We start from the raw sequence: 15,948 nt of genomic DNA, 5'->3' as shown, positions 1-15,948 counted from the left end.
GCAATTGCGCGCACCCTCGGTGCCGATTCCGCCGCCCTCGTTGCCCGGGCTCCTTACAGCCCGGCGCGTTCGACGAGACGGGCGAGCATGACGCGGTTCATGCCGAGTTTGTCGCAGGCCGACATCAGATGCGCCTTCACGGTTCGTTCGCTGATGCACATCTGCAGCGCGATCTCCTGGTTGCTCAGCCCTTTGGCCGCATGGATGACGGTCTCGCGTTCGCGTTCCGGGAGGGAATCCAGCAGCCGCCGGGCCTCGTCCTCACGCGAGTTGAGGCGCGTCGCGCGCATATCGGCGAGGAGCTGCTGCTGACTGGACGGGCTGAACTGCGGCCGGCCGGCGTGCACCTCGGTGATATGCCGCACCATATCCCGGATATCGTCGGCCTTGGAAATGAAGCCGTCCGCGCCTTTCTCCACGGCGCGCTCGACCGCGTTGCGCGGTGACAGCGATGTGAGGATGAGAATGCGCACGTCAGGATTGGCGCTTTTGATGCGGAGCGTGGCCTCGATGCCGTCGAGATGGGGCATGGCCATGTCCATGAGAATGACATCGGGATTCTTCTGCTCCGCGGCGGCGATCGTCTCCTGTCCATCGGCGCAGGTCGCGACGACGTCGATGCGGCCGTCCGAAGCCTGCGCGAGCAGCAGCTCGAGGCTTTGACGGACCAGCGGATCGTCGTCCGCGATGATGAGTCGAATGGGTGTGGTGTCGGTCACGCGTTCCATGGTAGTGGAACCGCGCGAATGACGGCGAAACGATGGTTCCGGGATTCGGTCGGTGGTTTGGGGCAGTGGTTTCGGATCTCGGTCAACGGTTTGGAGTTTTCGCCAGCGTTTCGAATGTCAATCAGCGGTTTCTGCCAGCGGTTCCTGCGGCAGGGAGACATGCAGATTGAAGACATGCCTCCAGTTGAGTCCGTAGAGCATGGATCCGCCGACGGATTCGACGCGCTGTTTCAGGGCCGCGAGCCCGGTTCCGCCCAGCTTGCGTGTATCGGCGGTTTTGCGTGTATCGGCGGTGGCGGATGGTGCGTCTGCGGTGATCGGAGCGTTTTCGTCGGGTGCCTCGTTCGATATATCGATGGACACGCCGTCGCCCTCGGCACATCTGACCTGAAGGGACACGGTGGTGCCGGGCGCATGCCGTTGCGCGTTCGTCAGGCCTTCCTGCACGATTCGGTAGGCGAGTGTGCTGATGGCCGGATCGAGTGCCTCGCAGTTCTCGAGGTTAATCCAGGTGTCGATTCTCAGGCCCGCGCTGCGCGCATCCTCCAACAGCGCCTTCAGTGAATCGTAAGCCAGCGAAATCTCCTGACGCGGCATAAGAATATTGTCTTCCCGGTCGGGATGCCGCAGCACGTCGATGATGCCATGCGTTTCGTCAAGCGCTCCCGCGGCCTCGCGGCGGATATTCTCCGCATACATGGCGATATCCTCGGCGAGGCGCGCGATATCTGCCGTCGCGGCGAAAGCGGCCGTCGTTTCGGTATCCGATGCCTGTTCCAGAATGCTGTCGGAACCGGGGCCGGAGACAGAGTTGGCGCTGGAGTCTGAGCCAGTACCGACAGCCGTGGGCTCGGTGACGTCCGGGAAGGGCGGATCAGTATGGCGCGGAGTGGGGATGGTCGCGGCATGCGCCGTGTTGGCTTCCGGACTGCCCGCGGCATTCGCCCGGGCCGCCTTGGTGATCTGTTCGGCGCGGAAGCGAATGAGGTTCGAGTTCATGGCGATATCCGTCAGGCTATGCGCCAGCGTGTCATGCGCTTCGGCGGCGACGGCATCCGCGAACTGCTGGCTGATGAGGGCCGACTGGATCTCCTTGGTTTTCGTCTGCTCGAGGGTGCTTTTTCGCACGGCTGTGTCCGCGACGGCGCGATGGCGCTCGTTGAGACCGATGAGCACGGCCATGAGAATCCAGACGATTGCGCAGATGAGGTCGGTGATAAGCACCGTTGCCTGGGGCGGCGCGGCGGAGGCGACGTCCGGATTGTGGCTGTCGGTGAGGATCATGCGGATGATCGACCCGTCGCCGGGAAGGAAAGCGTCGCGGAAGCTGGTGACGATGATGGATATCGCCTGCATCCACACCAGCCGATTGTTCTGTATATTCGACGTGCGCCGGGCGATCAGCGAGCCCAGCATCGTTGCGGCGAAGGCGGGGCCGATGGGCAGCAGCAGGGTCAGGACGGCGGCGGTGATGGAGAGCCTGTCCAGGCTTTCGGCGGAGTCGTCGCGATGTCTCAGCGCCAGCGGCACCAGCGCGATGCCGAAAGTCGCGATGATGACCAGCCACGGGGCCTTGTCCGTGATGACGGGCGTCGCGTGGGCGGCCATGATCATCGTGATGAAATTCGACACCATGCATATGACGGTGACGACGAATGTGGCGAGTTTCGACGAGGTGAAACCCGTGGAGGTATCGGCGGTGTCGCCGTCGGGCGCAGCCGAGGGCGACACGGGGAGCATGGTGCTGCCGTGTTGCGTGGTGCTGTGCGGTTCCATTCCCGCCACCTCCCTTCTTGCTTGTGCCTTGTTCCGCCTGTGCCCATCGTCTGACGCGAGGCGCGACATGACGTGCCGGTCGGCGTTTCCGCCGCCGCGCGTTTTAGGCGCGCTTCGTTCCAGTCACGCTTATCTTAACCGCCACCTTACGCGAGACCGATATATCGGCGCCATTGTCCTTTCGTTCATCTCGATATGGCATGTCGGACACTGTCGGCGGATTCGGAATGTCCATACAGTGGCAATCAACCTCGGGGAATGACCCATCAGGGGAACGACCGGAGAAAAAGCAACAACAGAGCAACAACAACAGACTGTCTCGGGAATCGCAACGATTCCCTGGCGACGATTTCGGGAATCGAACCCCGGGAGAAGCCCTCGGAAGAGAACTCGCAAGAGGAACGGTTCCGGAAAGGAAACGGCCTCATGCAAGGGGCGTCCATATACGAGACGGTCGATATGAGAGGAGAGTTATGAGCGACGAACCGCAGAAGAGCTACCAGTCCGATACCACGCCGCAGTCGCAGGGCACCCAGCCCGCGGCGGCGAAGAAGGTGTCCGGCATGGCCATCGCAGGCCTTGTGCTTGGCATCATCGGCGTCATCTTCAGCTTCATTCCGATTATCAACAACGCGGCATTCGTGCTGGGCATCCTCGGGTTGATCTTCGGCATCGTCGGCATCCGCGCGTCGCGTGCCGACGGCCCGAAGTCCGGTCGCGGCCTGTCCATCGCCGCCGTCGTACTGTGCGTGCTCGCGATGGTTATCACGCTGGTGATGCAGCAGGCGGCCTCGAACGCGATCGACGAGGCGACGTCGTCGGTTTCGGCAAGCCTGTCGAGCGAGACGTCCGATACGTCTGCGTCCGACACATCCAACACCTCCGACAGTTCCAACACCTCCGATAGCTCCGACGCGAGCTCCGCGAGCGATTCGACTCTGGATACCGAGGGCGATCTGGGCGACTACCACCTCAAGATTGTGTCCGCTACCAGCGCCGGTGCTGACTACAACGGCAAGGACACCGTGATGGTGACCTACGAATGGACGAACAACAGCGATGAGGCGACATCCTTCGCCACCGCCTTCATGCCGTATGTCTATCAGAACGGCGTGAGCCTCGACGTGGCCATCTACACGCAGAGCCCGGCCGGCTACGACCCGCAGTCCGAACTCTCCCAGGTGCAGCCCGGCTCCTCGTCCACTGTGACGGTCGCCTACACGCTCGACGATTCTTCGCCGGTGCAGGTGGAGGTCGAGGGCCTCGCGCTGTACCACGGCCCCAAGGTGACGCATACCTTCCAGCTCTCCTAAGGCCGGGTGGCGGATCCGCGGTTGTGACGGCCCTAGGTTGCGCGACCGCGGATATCCGTTCCGCAACGCATGTCTCACGATGCATGCCTCATCGTGCATGCCTTAGAATAACAGCGAGAGCGCAATCTTCTGGCGATTCGAAGGGACCCGGTCTGGGGAGGCTCGGCGCGAGAACGTCAGGGATTGAGTCTCGCAAACACAGAAGAACACAGCAAATTCAGCAGACGGCACATATGCAGACGCGGAAGAACTGCAGACACAAGAACTGCAGACGCGGAAGAACTGAAAAACAGAAGAAATGAAGAGACGTGCGTCGTACCAGACCGGTCGCCGGGCGGGGTGATACCTCTCGACCGTGAGGGATGCGCTCGGGATCCCGCGGTGCGACGTACAGGGGAGCGCGGCAATCGTCGCGCACGAAGGGGCCCGGTCGATGGACTCGACCGGGCCCCTTCTGGTGCACCAGCGCGATGATGCGATGTCCTGCGGTCGCTACCTCACGGCAAACCGCCTAGGCGTGCCGCCGCCTCGACGCCGCCGCGCCTCGACGCCGCCACCTACACGCGCAGGGCGCGAACCGTCAGATGGCCGGCGGTCGGCACCACCACCTCGCCATCGTCGCGATCGTCGGCGAACAGCAGCGTCGCGGCGTTGCCGTCGGCGAACACCTCCACGATGCCGTGGTCGTAGAACACCTCGATGGTCTGCGCGTCGGGCACCGCCAGGTCGAAGTCGATGCCGTCGGTCGCGGCGCCGAGGGTGGAGATGCGCACCGACCCGACCGTGCGGGTGAGCACCATCTTGCGGCTTTCCCCGCCGTCCTCCACACATGCAATCACCATGCGCGTCGTGTCGGCGAGGTCAGTGAGCCGCGCATACCATGCATTGCCCGGCACCGTGATGTCGCCCGGCTCCTCCGCGCAATCGCCGTCGGCCAGCATATCGCCGAGCATGAGGTCGTACACCTCCTGCACGGGGCGAACCGTCAGACGGCCGTCATCCGCCACATGCAGCTCGCGGGGGAGCGTCATCGCACCATTGACGCCATTCGGCGTCTCCACGCGGATCTTATGCCAGTCGGGAATCCAGCCAATCTGGATGCGGCGCTCGCGGCCGGCTTTGCGCTCGAGGAAGGTCTGCGAGGCATACCACGCCGAACCGTAGTCGCAGTAGCCGCGGCATTCGATGCCGATGAGGCCGTGTTCGTCGAAACGCCCCGTGTACCAGCCGACCGGCTCGTAACGCCCTTGCGGATCGGTGTAGAACATCAGCGAACCACAGGCCACGTCGGTTCCGTCGAGCGTGAAGTAATCAGGACATTCGAGCGACGCCGTGCCAGGATGCGAGGAATCGAGCAGACCGGGGCCACAGTAGGTCCAGTCCTTGCGCGTCACGCACGGACCGGCCGTGCGGAACAGCGCGATGGCGGCGGCCGGCGGCGCGGTCGGTCCGTCGACGGGGAGGTTCGTCGCCACGGCCATCGTGTTGTATTGCACGGCGCCGGAATCGTCGAAAACCGCCTCCACCTTCGCGTCGCGGAAGTTGATGGAGAATCCGTCGATGCTGTCGCCGTCGTGGCGGCTCACGATGCAGGTCTCCGGGCCGAAGGTCACGCCGTCGTGGCTTACGGCACGAACCTGCCACTCGTCGCGCACGCTTTCGGTGCCGTCCTTGCGCGTGATGTCGCGCGTGAAGAACACGGCCAGTGCCGTCGCCTCGTCGCCGGGGCATGGCACGCCGTCATCGTCGATCGGGATGGCGGAGCCGGAGAAGGCGCCGCCCGTTTCCGTGCGGTCGAGGTACAGGCTCGGCTGCGGATCGAGGGCCACCGGAAGGTCGGTCCAGTGCACGAGGTCGCGGCTGACTGCGTGGCCCCAGTGCATCTGATCCCACTGCCAGCCGAAGGGATTGAACTGATAGAACATGTGGTAGCGGCCCTGGAAATAGCACAGGCCGTTCGGGTCGTTCATCCAGCGCGCGACAGGCTGGAAATGCGTGGATGCGCGGCCTTTGTCCATCGGCGCCTCGGGCGTCGGCACAGGCCAGACGTAGCGGATGCCCGCGTCGAGGATGTCGTCGCGGCCCGACAGATACGCGATGCCGATGCGCGCGTTGACCGGCACGAGGGTGTATTCCGGTGCGGAGGCGCCGTTCGCGGTGTCGGGATTGTGGTTGGTGGCGCCGTCGGTGGTGCTGTCAGCGGGGAGCGGAATCGTCAGATGCGCGCGCCACTGGCCCTTGGGGAATTCCGCACGAGCCACGATATCGCCGCCATCAAACGCCCCCGCGGCGCCGCTGATCCCCGCATCGTCATGGGATCGCGTGGGCGTGGTCCCGTTCGTTCGCATCACGGTGATTGCCGCGGGCGCATCGTCGTCGATCCGCTCCGCGTAGACCTCCACGTCGCCGTAGCCGTGGGATGAAAAACAAGGTGTAGCCATGCAACCATTGTCGCACCGCCTCCGCAAGGCACGCCGACGATGCCCCGTGCGTTCCCGGCTGATTCCTATGAGTTTTCGCGGTCGAGGGTGCACGGGATTGCACCCTCGGTGGGGATTAGGTTGTCAAATGGGGCGTGGGGCGGAGGTAATCGCGGTCGAGGGTGCACGATTGTGCACCCTCGACCCTGATTGCCCCTCTTGAATCCGGCTGATTCCACCCTAATTGTGGTCGAGGGTGCACAGGATTGCACCCTCGGTGGGGGTTAGGGTGGTGGGGAGGGGTGCCGGGCTGGGTAATCGCGGTCGAGGGTGCACGGGATTGCACCCTCGGTGGGGGTTAGGGTGCTGAAAGGGGGTGTCGGGCTGGGTAATCGCGGTCGAGGGTGCGCGATTCTGCTCCCTCGGCCTGGGTTGTCCCTCTCGAACCCGGCAGATTCCAACTAAATCGTGGTCGAGGGTGCACGATTGTGCTCCCTGGGTGGGGGTTAGGGCGGTGGGGAGGCACAGTGAGGGGTGTAATCGCGGTCGAGGGTGCACGATTCTGCACCCTCGGTGGGGATTAGGGTGCTGGATGGGGCGTTGGGTGGAGGTAATCGTGGTCGAGGGTGCACGATTGTGCACCCTCGGTGGGGGTTAGGGCGGTGGGGAGGCGCTGTGAGGGGTGTAACCGGCGTCGAAGGCACACGATTGTGCTCCCTCGGTCGGGTTTGCGCCGGCACACCCGGCCGAGGCCGTACGATAGGCGTAGGGCGTGCCGTGGCCGGACGCCCCGTCGGCGGGCCGCCGACCAGGCAAGCGGCGGTGGTATCGTCGGGAAAATCGTATGGGAAAGGACAACCCACCAACCCGAGGAGGCAGGACCACATGATCAAGCGGGGACGCAACGCAGGGTGGATGATCACCACGCCATTGGTGGCGTTTCTTGCGTGGGTGCTGATTTCGACGCCGATGTCCGTGCTGCTGCAGGATACGAGCGACGCGGTGCTGTCGATCGTCTGCGATCTGCTCATGCTGCCGGTGCTGGTCTACCTCTATAAAGGCACGCGCGGGGTGTCGCGCCCGATTCGTGTGCATATGACGGCTCCGCTCGTGCTGGGCATCATCGTGGCGTTCATAGTCATGTCGTCGATCGAGCAGTCGCTGTACGCGGGGCTCGAGGCGGCCTTTCCGTCGCCCGACAACTACCAGACCGACATGGCCGACGAGGACGCCGCCTCGTATCTGGTGCTCGGTGTGATCGTGGCTCCGATCTGCGAGGAATACATGTTCCGCGGCGTTCTGTACGGGCGCATGCGGCTTGCGGCGCCGTGGCTCGCGATGCTCACGCAGACGGCGCTGTTCACGGTGATGCATCCCGTGTGGACCTTCGTGCCGGCGATTGCGCTGTTCGCGCTGTTCCAGGGTGCGCTGTTCGAGCTGACGGGGCGCCTGTGGCCCTGCATCGTGGTGCATATGGCGTCGAATATGGGGCTTGTGCAGTTGGCGTATTCGAGCATGGGCATCGCGTGGGACCAGATGCCGCTGATGGTGTCGATTCCGCTGTATGTGCTGCTGGTGGCCGGCCTGCTGGCGTTCTACGTGAGGGTGCTGCGTATCAAGCGGCCGGTGGAGCTGCACGAGCAGAAGGAGATCGACGACCGCCTCGACCGGATGCGTGTGGCGCGGCTGCAGGCGAAGGTGGCGAATCTGTACGGCGTGCCGACGCCGATTCCGGCGCCCGCGACCGTGGCGTCGCTTGCCGCACAGGAGTCGCGCGGGAATGGCGCGGAGCCCGGCGAGCCTGGCGTGGGGTACGGTGCGCCCGGCGGCCCCGGTGCCGGGTACGGTGGTCCCAATGCCGGATATGCCGCTCCCGGCGGTGGCGCCCCAGGTTACGGTGGCGCCCCAGGCTACGGCGCTCCGGGCTACACCACGATTGGCTACGGCGCGCGCCGCCCGTTCTGACACGGCGCCGCCCGCAATCAGCCCGCAATCAGGCGCCGCGCCGCGCGCCGCGCCCGCGGATGCCGACGATGATGACGATCAGCATGCACAGGCTGATGATCGTCGAAATCACCAGCGTCCAGTGGATGCCGAACATCAGCCCGTCCTGCGCCGCGGCCGCCGCAACCGAGGGATTGGGGGACTGCGCGAGCTGCCCGGTGCGCATGCGCGTCAGCGATGACATCGTGACCACGAGCACCGGCGCTCCGATGGCGCCGGCGAGCTGGCGGCATGTATTCGTGACGGCCGATCCGGCCGACACAAGCCGCGGCTCCAGGCAGTTCAGCGACCATGTGGTGACGGGCATAAGGGTGAAGCCCATGCCGAGCATGCGCGTGAACTGGTAGATCGACACAAGCCAGATCCACGACCCGAGGTTCAGCGTGGCCATGCCGAGCGTACCGAGCATCAGCAGCGTCGATCCGCACAGCGCCACGGGACGCGCGCCGTAGCGGTCGAGCATGCGCCCGCCGAAGAACTGCGCGATGCACATGCCGATGGCTCCGGGCAGCCAGATGACGCCGTTCATCGTGGCCGAATACCCGCGCAGGTCCTGGATATACATGGGCATGAACACGATGATCGAGCTGAATGCGAAGAACGACAGCGACGCCACGATGGTGCCGGTTCGGAAGCTGCGGTTGCGCAGCACGCTGAGGTCGAGCAGCGGCCGGTCCATATGCGTCTGACGCAGCACGAACCACACGATTCCCACGACGCCCACGGTCATCGGCGCCCAGCACACGGGCGAGGAGATTGGATTGCTCTCGATATTCGTGAAGCCGTACAGCAGCCCGCCGAATCCGAAAATCGACAGCGCCACGGAGAAGAAATCGGCGCGCTGCGAGGCGTCGCCATCGTTGAAATTGCGAAGCCACAGCACCGACGCGACGAGACACAGCACGCCGAGCACCGTCAGCGACAGGAAGATGGAGCGCCATCCGGAGGTATCGGTCTGCCAACCGCCGAGAACCGGGCCGATCGCCGGCGCCACGCTGAGCGCCATGCCGAGCGAGCCCATCGCGAATCCGCGCCGTTCCAAGGGGAAGATGCCGAAAATCGTGATTTGCAACACGGGCCACATAATGCCCGAGCCGATGGCTTCGAGCGTGCGGCCGGTGAGCACGAGCGGGAACGTGGGCGCGAGCCAGGCGAGCAGCGAGCCGAGCGTGAACACCACCATGGATGCGATGACGATGCGCCGCGTGCTGAAACGCGTGGTGAGGAACGCGGTGAGCGGCACCATGATGCCCATGACGAGCTGGAAGACGGAGGTCATCCACTGGCCGAGGGTGGTGGGGATGCCGAAATCCGCCACGATCTGCGGCAGCGCGCTCGACAGCTGCAGCTGCGTGAAATTGCCGACGAAGGTGATGACGGTGAGGATGGCAAGCGACACGAAGGCCGGATGCGTGAGATGTCCATTATGGAACGAATTCGTGCGTGTCAGGATCTCTTTGCCCATGCTTCTCCTTCGATACGATTGCGATGCTTCCGTATGCCGGTTGCGTATGCCGGTTGCGGGTGCCGGCTTCGCGTGCCGGTTGTGCGCGATATCCATGGTGTGCGTGGCGTCGCCGCGATGTGGCCGCCGCAAGGTGGCGCTGTGTGGTTGCGGTATGCACGGTGTGCGGCGCCGGTCCGGTTTTCCTCCCGGTTTTCCTCGTTCTGCGCCTGTTCCGCCGTGTCCGTATACTCAGATGCCTCTACGTTATGCCGCGGCGGCGACGAGGCTGAACGGAGGGTAAACTCTGGGCGAAATCTTGCACGAAAGCCCCGGAGGACATGGCTCGTTCCCGGCCCGATGCCTTACACTGTCATACGATTGCGCCGTCGGAATCCGGCATAGGCAGGACGCATTGGCAGAACACAGGGGGCGGCAGGAGAGCGAGGCCTCTCGAAGTCTGGAGGGTCAATGGGTTATCACATGGCAGTGGTCGTCATGGTCGCCATCGTGGCCATGCTGATCGTGGGAACGCTGTGCTATCGCGTGGGTCTGCGCGATGGGCAGGATGACCTGCGTGGCCCGTATCCGTCCGACGGAGTGAATGAGCTGTTCTCCCATGACTCCGAACGCAACGTCGCCGTCTATACGCTTCTCGAATCGCTTCCCATGCCGGTCGCCGTCAGCGATGGCTACGGCCGGACCCTGTTCATCAGCCGCCAGCTTGACTCCACGCTGTGGACGGACGGCCGCTTCACCAACGCCGACATCCTCGACATGCTCAGCGTCGTGGCCGATTCCGGCACCCAACGCACGCGCCGCATCTCGCTTGACGACGGTCAGACGTGGCACAGCGTCACCGTCGCTCCGGTCGGCGACGGCCTGTACACGATCACCGGCGTGGACATCACCGACCAGGTGCTGTTCGAACGTACGCGCCGCGATTTTGTCACGAACGTGTCCCATGAGCTCAAGACGCCCGCCGGCGCCATCTCGCTGCTCGCCGAAACGCTGACCGACTGCGCCGATGACGCCGACGCCGTGCGTCATTTCTCCATGCGCATCTCGCAGGAGGCCGCGCGCATGAGCGAGCTCATCTCCAAGCTCATCGAACTGCAGAAAACGCAGACCATCGTCCCCGATTCCTCGCTTGTGCCCATCGAGGTGGCGCCCGTCGTGCGCCAAGCCGTAGACGATGTCTCGGTGCTCAGCGAAAGGAAATCCATGATCGTCTCGCTGAACACCGCCTGCGACGTCACCGCGCGCATCAGCCCCAAGGACCTGCGCAGCGTGGTGAAGAACCTTGTGGAGAACGCCGTGCGCTATTCCGACGAGGGAGGGCGCATCGGCGTGACCGTCGATCGCTGTGACGGCGGCGCCCGCATTCGCGTCGTCGACAACGGCATCGGTATTCCCGCGGGGGAGCAAAAGCGCATCTTCGAGCGTTTCTACCGCGTCGACCGCGGGCGCTCGCGGGATACCGGCGGCACGGGCATTGGCCTGGCCATCGTGAAGAACGTGGTGGAGGAGGCCGGCGGCTCCGTAACCGTGTGGTCGCAGCCCGGCGACGGCTCCACGTTCACGATTTGCCTGCCGCCCGTCGAAACCGCAGGATCCGGCGTCACGACAGATGATGACGATGGTGTTGTGGTCGCGCCCCACGATGCACCCGTCGCGGAACGCATGGCGATCGTCTGATTTGCGGCCGGCCCGCGAGTCGGGGATGATGAATAGAGGTGAGCCGCGCCCTACCCGCGCGGCGACGCCATCGATATGCATGTCGATATATATGGAGGAGCGACACACCCATGACGAGGATTCTCATCATCGAGGACGAGGCATCGTATCGGGAGACCCTGGTCTTCCGCCTGACGAAGGACGGGTACGACGTGCTGTCCGCCGAAACGGGTGAGGAGGGTCTCCAGGCGTTCTCGCACGGTGGCATCGACCTCGTCCTGCTCGACCTCATGCTCCCCGGGATGGACGGCATCGAGGTATGCCGCAAGATTCGCGAGACATCGGTGGTGCCCATCATCATGCTGACCGCCAAGAGCTCGGAGATCGACAAAATCGTGGGCCTTGAGATCGGCGCCGACGACTACGTGACCAAGCCGTACTCCTACCGCGAGTTGCTTGCGAGGATCCGCGCGGTGCTGCGCCGCCGCGACGTGGATTCCGCACAGGCCCCGACGGATGACGAGAAGCCGTTGCTCTGCGGGCCCATCGAGATGAAGGTGGCCGAGCATCAGGTGCTTGTTCACGGCGAGCCCGTATTCTTCCCGCTCAAGGAATTCGAGGTGCTCGAATGCCTGCTGCGCAACCAGGGCAATGTGGTGACGCGCCATAAGCTCATCGACCGCGTGTGGGGCGCGGATTACGTGGGGGACACGAAGACGCTCGACGTGCATATCAAGCGCGTGCGTGCCAAGATCGAGGACGATCCGTCGCATCCGCGCTATGTGACGACCGTGCGCGGCCTGGGCTACAAGATCGACGATCCCGACCGCGCCTGAGGGACCCGTGGACGCCTGGGGAACGTCCCCGGGCGCATTTCGCATCGGGACACGGATATTCATTTTCTGTTCATTTATCTTCTCTCCGAGGCCGGCCCGATTGGCATATCGTGAAAACGTTCAGTCGCAGGGCCGTATGGCCATGCTGGGTCTGGATTCCCGAGGGGCGCGGAAAGCCGCGTCCTGTGAAGATAAGTTGAAACAGAAGAGCACAAACATGCGAAAGAATATCCTTATGCGTGCCGCTGCGGTTGCATCCAGCGTCGCGCTTCTTGCTTCCGTCGCCGCCTGTGGCGACAACACCGATTCGTCCGCGAGCAACTCGAATTCCTCCTCCTCGGCCGTTGAGATCAACGGCGAGTTCGCGGGCGCCGGCGCTTCCAGCCAGAAGTCCGCAGTCGACGCATGGATCGCCGGTTTCCAGGGCACGTACCCGGATGCGCAGATCTCCTATGATCCGTCCGGTTCCGGCGCCGGTGTGACGAGTTTCCTTCAGAAGAACGTTCTGTGGGCCGGTTCCGACGCCTCTTTGACGAACGATCAGGTCAGCCAGTCCTCCAGCCGCTGCGCGAACGGCACCACCGCCTTCGACATCCCGGTCTACATCTCCCCGATCGCCATCGTGTACAACCTCGACAGCGAGGGCCTCAACGGCTCCGACAAGCACGTGCAGCTGAGCGCCGACACGATCGCCAAGATCTTCAACGGCGAAATCACCAACTGGAACGATGACGCCATCAAGGCCGAGAACCCCGACATCGACCTGCCGGACCTCGCCATCACGCCGGTGTACCGTTCCGATAAGTCCGGCACCACCAAGAACTTCCAGAACTACCTGAGCCAGGCCGCTCCCGATTCCTGGACCTACGATCCGGGCGAGAACTGGCCCGCCGCCGCCGGCCAGGGCGCCCAGGGCACCTCCGGCGTCATCCAGACCGTGAAGGCCGCCGAGGGCACCATCGGCTACGCCGACGCCTCGCAGGCCGGTGACCTCGGCACCGTCGCGGTCAAGGTCGGCGACGAGTACGTGCCGTACTCGGCCGAAGCCGCCGCCAAGGTGGTCGACGCCTCCCCGGAGGATGACAGCGCCACGGGCGACAACCGCGTCGTCATCAAGATCGACCACGCCACCACCGAGGCCGGTGCCTACCCGGTGGTCCTTGTGAGCTACGACGTGGCCTGCCCGGCCTATGACAAGGCCGAAGACGCCACCTTCGTCAAGCAGTGGCTGACCTATGTGGTCAGCGAGGACGGCCAGAAGACGGCTGCCGAGAACGCCGGCTCCGCCCCGATGTCCGACGCGCTGCGCGAGAAGGTCATGAAGTCCATCGACTCCATCCAGACCAACTGATCGCACCGCACATCGGTTTCGACACTGAATAGGTTTCGACACTGAATAACTGAATAACCTGACGAACCCACATGGCTAGTGCGCGCCTGAGCCGCAGGCGATCGCTCCGTTTGCATGGCCCTTGCACTAGGCCGAGAGCGGAGCGCATCCGGCGCATCCGACCCATCCGGCCCATGCAATCGGCCCGAGCATGTGACCATCGTGGAGACCGCAAGCCGCCGCCGGATCCAGGCGGCGGCTTTTGCGGTGTCCGGGGCCGGTTGCTCCGGCCCCGTTCCACGGGCGTGGTTCGCAGAACGTCTACAACTGAAAAGTCCACATCGATCCATAAAGAAGGAGAAAGCGGTGTCAAGCAATACCGCGAAAGCTGCTTCGCAGTCGCCTGCGCCGCGACGCCACTCTCACACCGGAGACAAGGTGTTCAAGGGCGTCGCAACGTTCGCCGGCGTGCTGATCCTCGCAGTGCTCGCTGCCGTCGCAGTCTTCCTCCTTGTTGAGGCATCCCCGGTTTTCACGGGCGATTCCAGCAAGGTCACTGCAACAATCGAATCGTTTACAGGTGGCCAGGCACATAACTTCTGGCAGTACGTCGCGCCGCTGATCTTCGGCACCGTTCTCGTCGCAGCGCTGGCCCTCGTGCTCGCGTTCTTCGTCGCGATCGGCATCTCGCTGTTCATCTCCCAGTACGCGCCGAAGAAGCTCGCCACGGTCCTGAACTACGTCATCGACCTTCTCGCGGCCATCCCCTCCGTCGTCTACGGCCTGTGGGGAGGTCTCGTGCTCGTGCCGCATATGTACGGCTTCTGGTCCTGGGTCAACAGGTATCTGGGCTGGATTCCGCTGTTCGGAGGCGATGACAACGGCAACATCGCGAATCCTCCGCGAACCATCGCCACCGTCTCGCTCGTGCTCGCGGTCATGATCCTGCCGATCATCACCTCCATGAGCCGCGACGTGTTCATGCGCGCTCCGAGGCTCCAGAAGGAGGCCGCGCTCGCGCTCGGCGCCACCAAGTGGGAGGCGATCAAGCTCGCCGTGCTGCCCTTCGGCCGCTCCGGCGTCGTGTCCGCCTCGATGCTCGGCCTCGGCCGCGCCCTCGGCGAGACGATGGCCGTGCTCATGATTCTCTCGCCGGGCCGTACGTTCTCCTGGCACCTGCTGCTCGCCAGCCGCCAGCAGACGATTGCAGCCAACATCGCCGCGCAGTTTGCGGAATCCGATTCACTCGGCGTCTCCGTGCTCATCGCTTCCGGCCTCGTGCTGTTCGTCATCACGTTCATCGTGAACTACGTCGCCCGCAAGATCACCGACAAGGAGGTGAAGTAATGGCACAGAACACGACTTCCGCAACCGCATCCCAGGTCTCCGGCCCGTCCAAGGGCTCCGACGCCTCGCGCGGTCCCGTGCCGGATTTCGAGAAGCTCGCCCCGAAGCGTTCCTACCTCAACAGACGCAAGCGCAAGGACATGTTCATGCGCGTGCTCATCGTGCTCGCCTTCGTCGTGGCGCTCATCCCGCTGATCTCCGTCCTGTGGACGGTTATCTCGAACGGTGTGATGCGTCTGGACGGCTACTTCCTGTCGCATAACATGAAGGGCATCGTCGGCGGTTCGCCGGCACCCGGCACCACCGACGAGTACGGCGGCATCCTGCACGCCATGATCGGTACGCTCGAGATGACGCTTCTCGCGATGGTCATCTCGGTGCCGATCGGCATCTTCACGGCCATCTACCTCGTGGAGTACTCCTCGAAGGGCCGCCTCTACCACGCCATCTCGTTCTTCGTCGACATCATGAGCGGCGTTCCGTCCATCGTCGCCGGCCTGTTCTCGTTCTCGCTGTTCACGATCATCATGGGCAAGGGAACCTATAACGGCCTCGTCGGCGCCGTGGCCCTCTCGGTGCTCATGATCCCGACCGTCGTGCGAAGCAGCGAGGAGATGCTCAAGATCGTCCCGCAGGATCTGCGCGAGGCCTCGTACGCCCTGGGCGTCACGAAGTCCCGCACGATCACCAAGATCGTGCTGCGCACTGCCCTGTCGGGCATCATCTCCGGCGTTCTCCTCGCCATCGCGCGAGTCATCGGCGAAACCGCCCCGCTGCTGATCGCGGCCGGCACCATCGCCAGCACGAACATGAACCCCTTCGGCGGACGCATGATGTCGCTTCCGGTGTACATCTACAATGAGTACCAGCAGGGCTCCGCCACCTGCCCCGTCAATGCCGTCAACTGCGTGACCGGCATCCGTATGGAGCGCGCGTGGGCCGCATCCCTGGTCCTCATCATCATCGTGTTCATCCTCAACGTCATCGGCCGCCTCGTCGCCAAGCTTTTCGCGGTGGATACCAGCGACAAGTGACGACCCACGCCGCGGCTCCGGACGCTTCCGGAAGCATCC

Annotated in this window: 11 protein-coding genes; 7 read left to right on the top strand and 4 right to left on the bottom strand. The window is 64.0% G+C overall.

What is annotated here, in order from left to right:
- Nucleotides 1–53: 53 nt before the first annotated feature.
- Both PSRA_RS03860 and PSRA_RS03855 read right to left on the bottom strand, forming a co-directional pair.
- Complete coding sequence (locus PSRA_RS03860) at nucleotides 54–728, bottom strand: response regulator transcription factor (protein WP_094660582.1); 675 nt, start codon at nucleotides 726–728, stop codon at nucleotides 54–56.
- Nucleotides 729–845: 117 nt separating this feature from the next.
- Entirely contained in the window at nucleotides 846–2,504 is a 1,659-nt protein-coding gene (locus tag PSRA_RS03855) for a sensor histidine kinase (protein ID WP_094660581.1), read from the bottom strand.
- Nucleotides 2,505–2,977: 473 nt separating this feature from the next.
- Between PSRA_RS03855 and PSRA_RS03850 the strand changes: the two genes are divergently transcribed.
- Nucleotides 2,978–3,817 carry a DUF5067 domain-containing protein gene (locus PSRA_RS03850; RefSeq protein WP_211280480.1) on the top strand — a complete coding sequence of 280 codons (840 nt, stop codon included), beginning with the start codon at nucleotides 2,978–2,980 and terminating at the stop codon, nucleotides 3,815–3,817.
- Nucleotides 3,818–4,374: 557 nt separating this feature from the next.
- Here PSRA_RS03850 and PSRA_RS03845 read toward each other — a convergent pair.
- Nucleotides 4,375–6,258 carry a glycoside hydrolase family 32 protein gene (locus PSRA_RS03845; protein ID WP_094660579.1) on the bottom strand — a complete coding sequence of 628 codons (1,884 nt, stop codon included), beginning with the start codon at nucleotides 6,256–6,258 and terminating at the stop codon, nucleotides 4,375–4,377.
- Between the two features lie 864 nt (nucleotides 6,259–7,122).
- On the opposite strand from PSRA_RS03845, the gene PSRA_RS09475 reads away from it, so the two are divergent.
- On the top strand, nucleotides 7,123–8,202 hold the full coding sequence (locus PSRA_RS09475; protein ID WP_094660578.1) for a CPBP family intramembrane glutamic endopeptidase: 1,080 nt from the start codon (nucleotides 7,123–7,125) through the stop codon (nucleotides 8,200–8,202).
- A gap of 28 nt (nucleotides 8,203–8,230) precedes the next feature.
- On the opposite strand, the gene PSRA_RS03835 is transcribed toward PSRA_RS09475, so the two are convergent.
- The gene (locus PSRA_RS03835) at nucleotides 8,231–9,706 is read right to left on the bottom strand and encodes an MDR family MFS transporter (protein ID WP_245834874.1); all 1,476 of its coding nucleotides are present in this window, start codon (nucleotides 9,704–9,706) and stop codon (nucleotides 8,231–8,233) included.
- Between the two features lie 450 nt (nucleotides 9,707–10,156).
- Here PSRA_RS03835 and PSRA_RS03830 point away from each other — a divergent pair, with 450 nt between their 5' ends.
- From PSRA_RS03830 to pstA, 5 genes are all read left to right on the top strand, one after another.
- Nucleotides 10,157–11,383 (top strand): sensor histidine kinase, encoded by a 1,227-nt coding sequence (locus PSRA_RS03830; protein WP_094660576.1) that lies wholly within the window; start codon nucleotides 10,157–10,159, stop codon nucleotides 11,381–11,383.
- 110 nt (nucleotides 11,384–11,493) lie between these two features.
- A complete protein-coding gene (locus PSRA_RS03825) occupies nucleotides 11,494–12,198 on the top strand; it encodes a response regulator transcription factor (RefSeq protein ID WP_094660575.1) in 705 nt (234 codons plus the stop codon).
- A gap of 217 nt (nucleotides 12,199–12,415) precedes the next feature.
- Nucleotides 12,416–13,549: a phosphate ABC transporter substrate-binding protein PstS gene (locus PSRA_RS03820; protein ID WP_094660574.1), complete on the top strand. Its 1,134-nt coding sequence runs from the start codon at nucleotides 12,416–12,418 to the stop codon at nucleotides 13,547–13,549.
- 417 nt (nucleotides 13,550–13,966) lie between these two features.
- A complete protein-coding gene (gene pstC, locus PSRA_RS03815; RefSeq protein ID WP_245834882.1) occupies nucleotides 13,967–14,875 on the top strand; it encodes a phosphate ABC transporter permease subunit PstC in 909 nt (302 codons plus the stop codon).
- Complete coding sequence (pstA, locus tag PSRA_RS03810; protein ID WP_094660572.1) at nucleotides 14,875–15,909, top strand: phosphate ABC transporter permease PstA; 1,035 nt, start codon at nucleotides 14,875–14,877, stop codon at nucleotides 15,907–15,909. Before pstC ends, pstA begins: the two co-directional genes overlap by 1 nt.
- Nucleotides 15,910–15,948 lie beyond the last annotated feature (39 nt).

Origin of the sequence: Pseudoscardovia radai (assembly GCF_002259605.1) — a bacterium.
Taxonomy (GTDB): Bacteria; Actinomycetota; Actinomycetes; order Actinomycetales; family Bifidobacteriaceae; genus Pseudoscardovia; species Pseudoscardovia radai.
The sequence above is the reverse complement of the archived record's forward strand: the minus strand, read 5'-3'. Positions and strand labels throughout refer to the sequence as shown.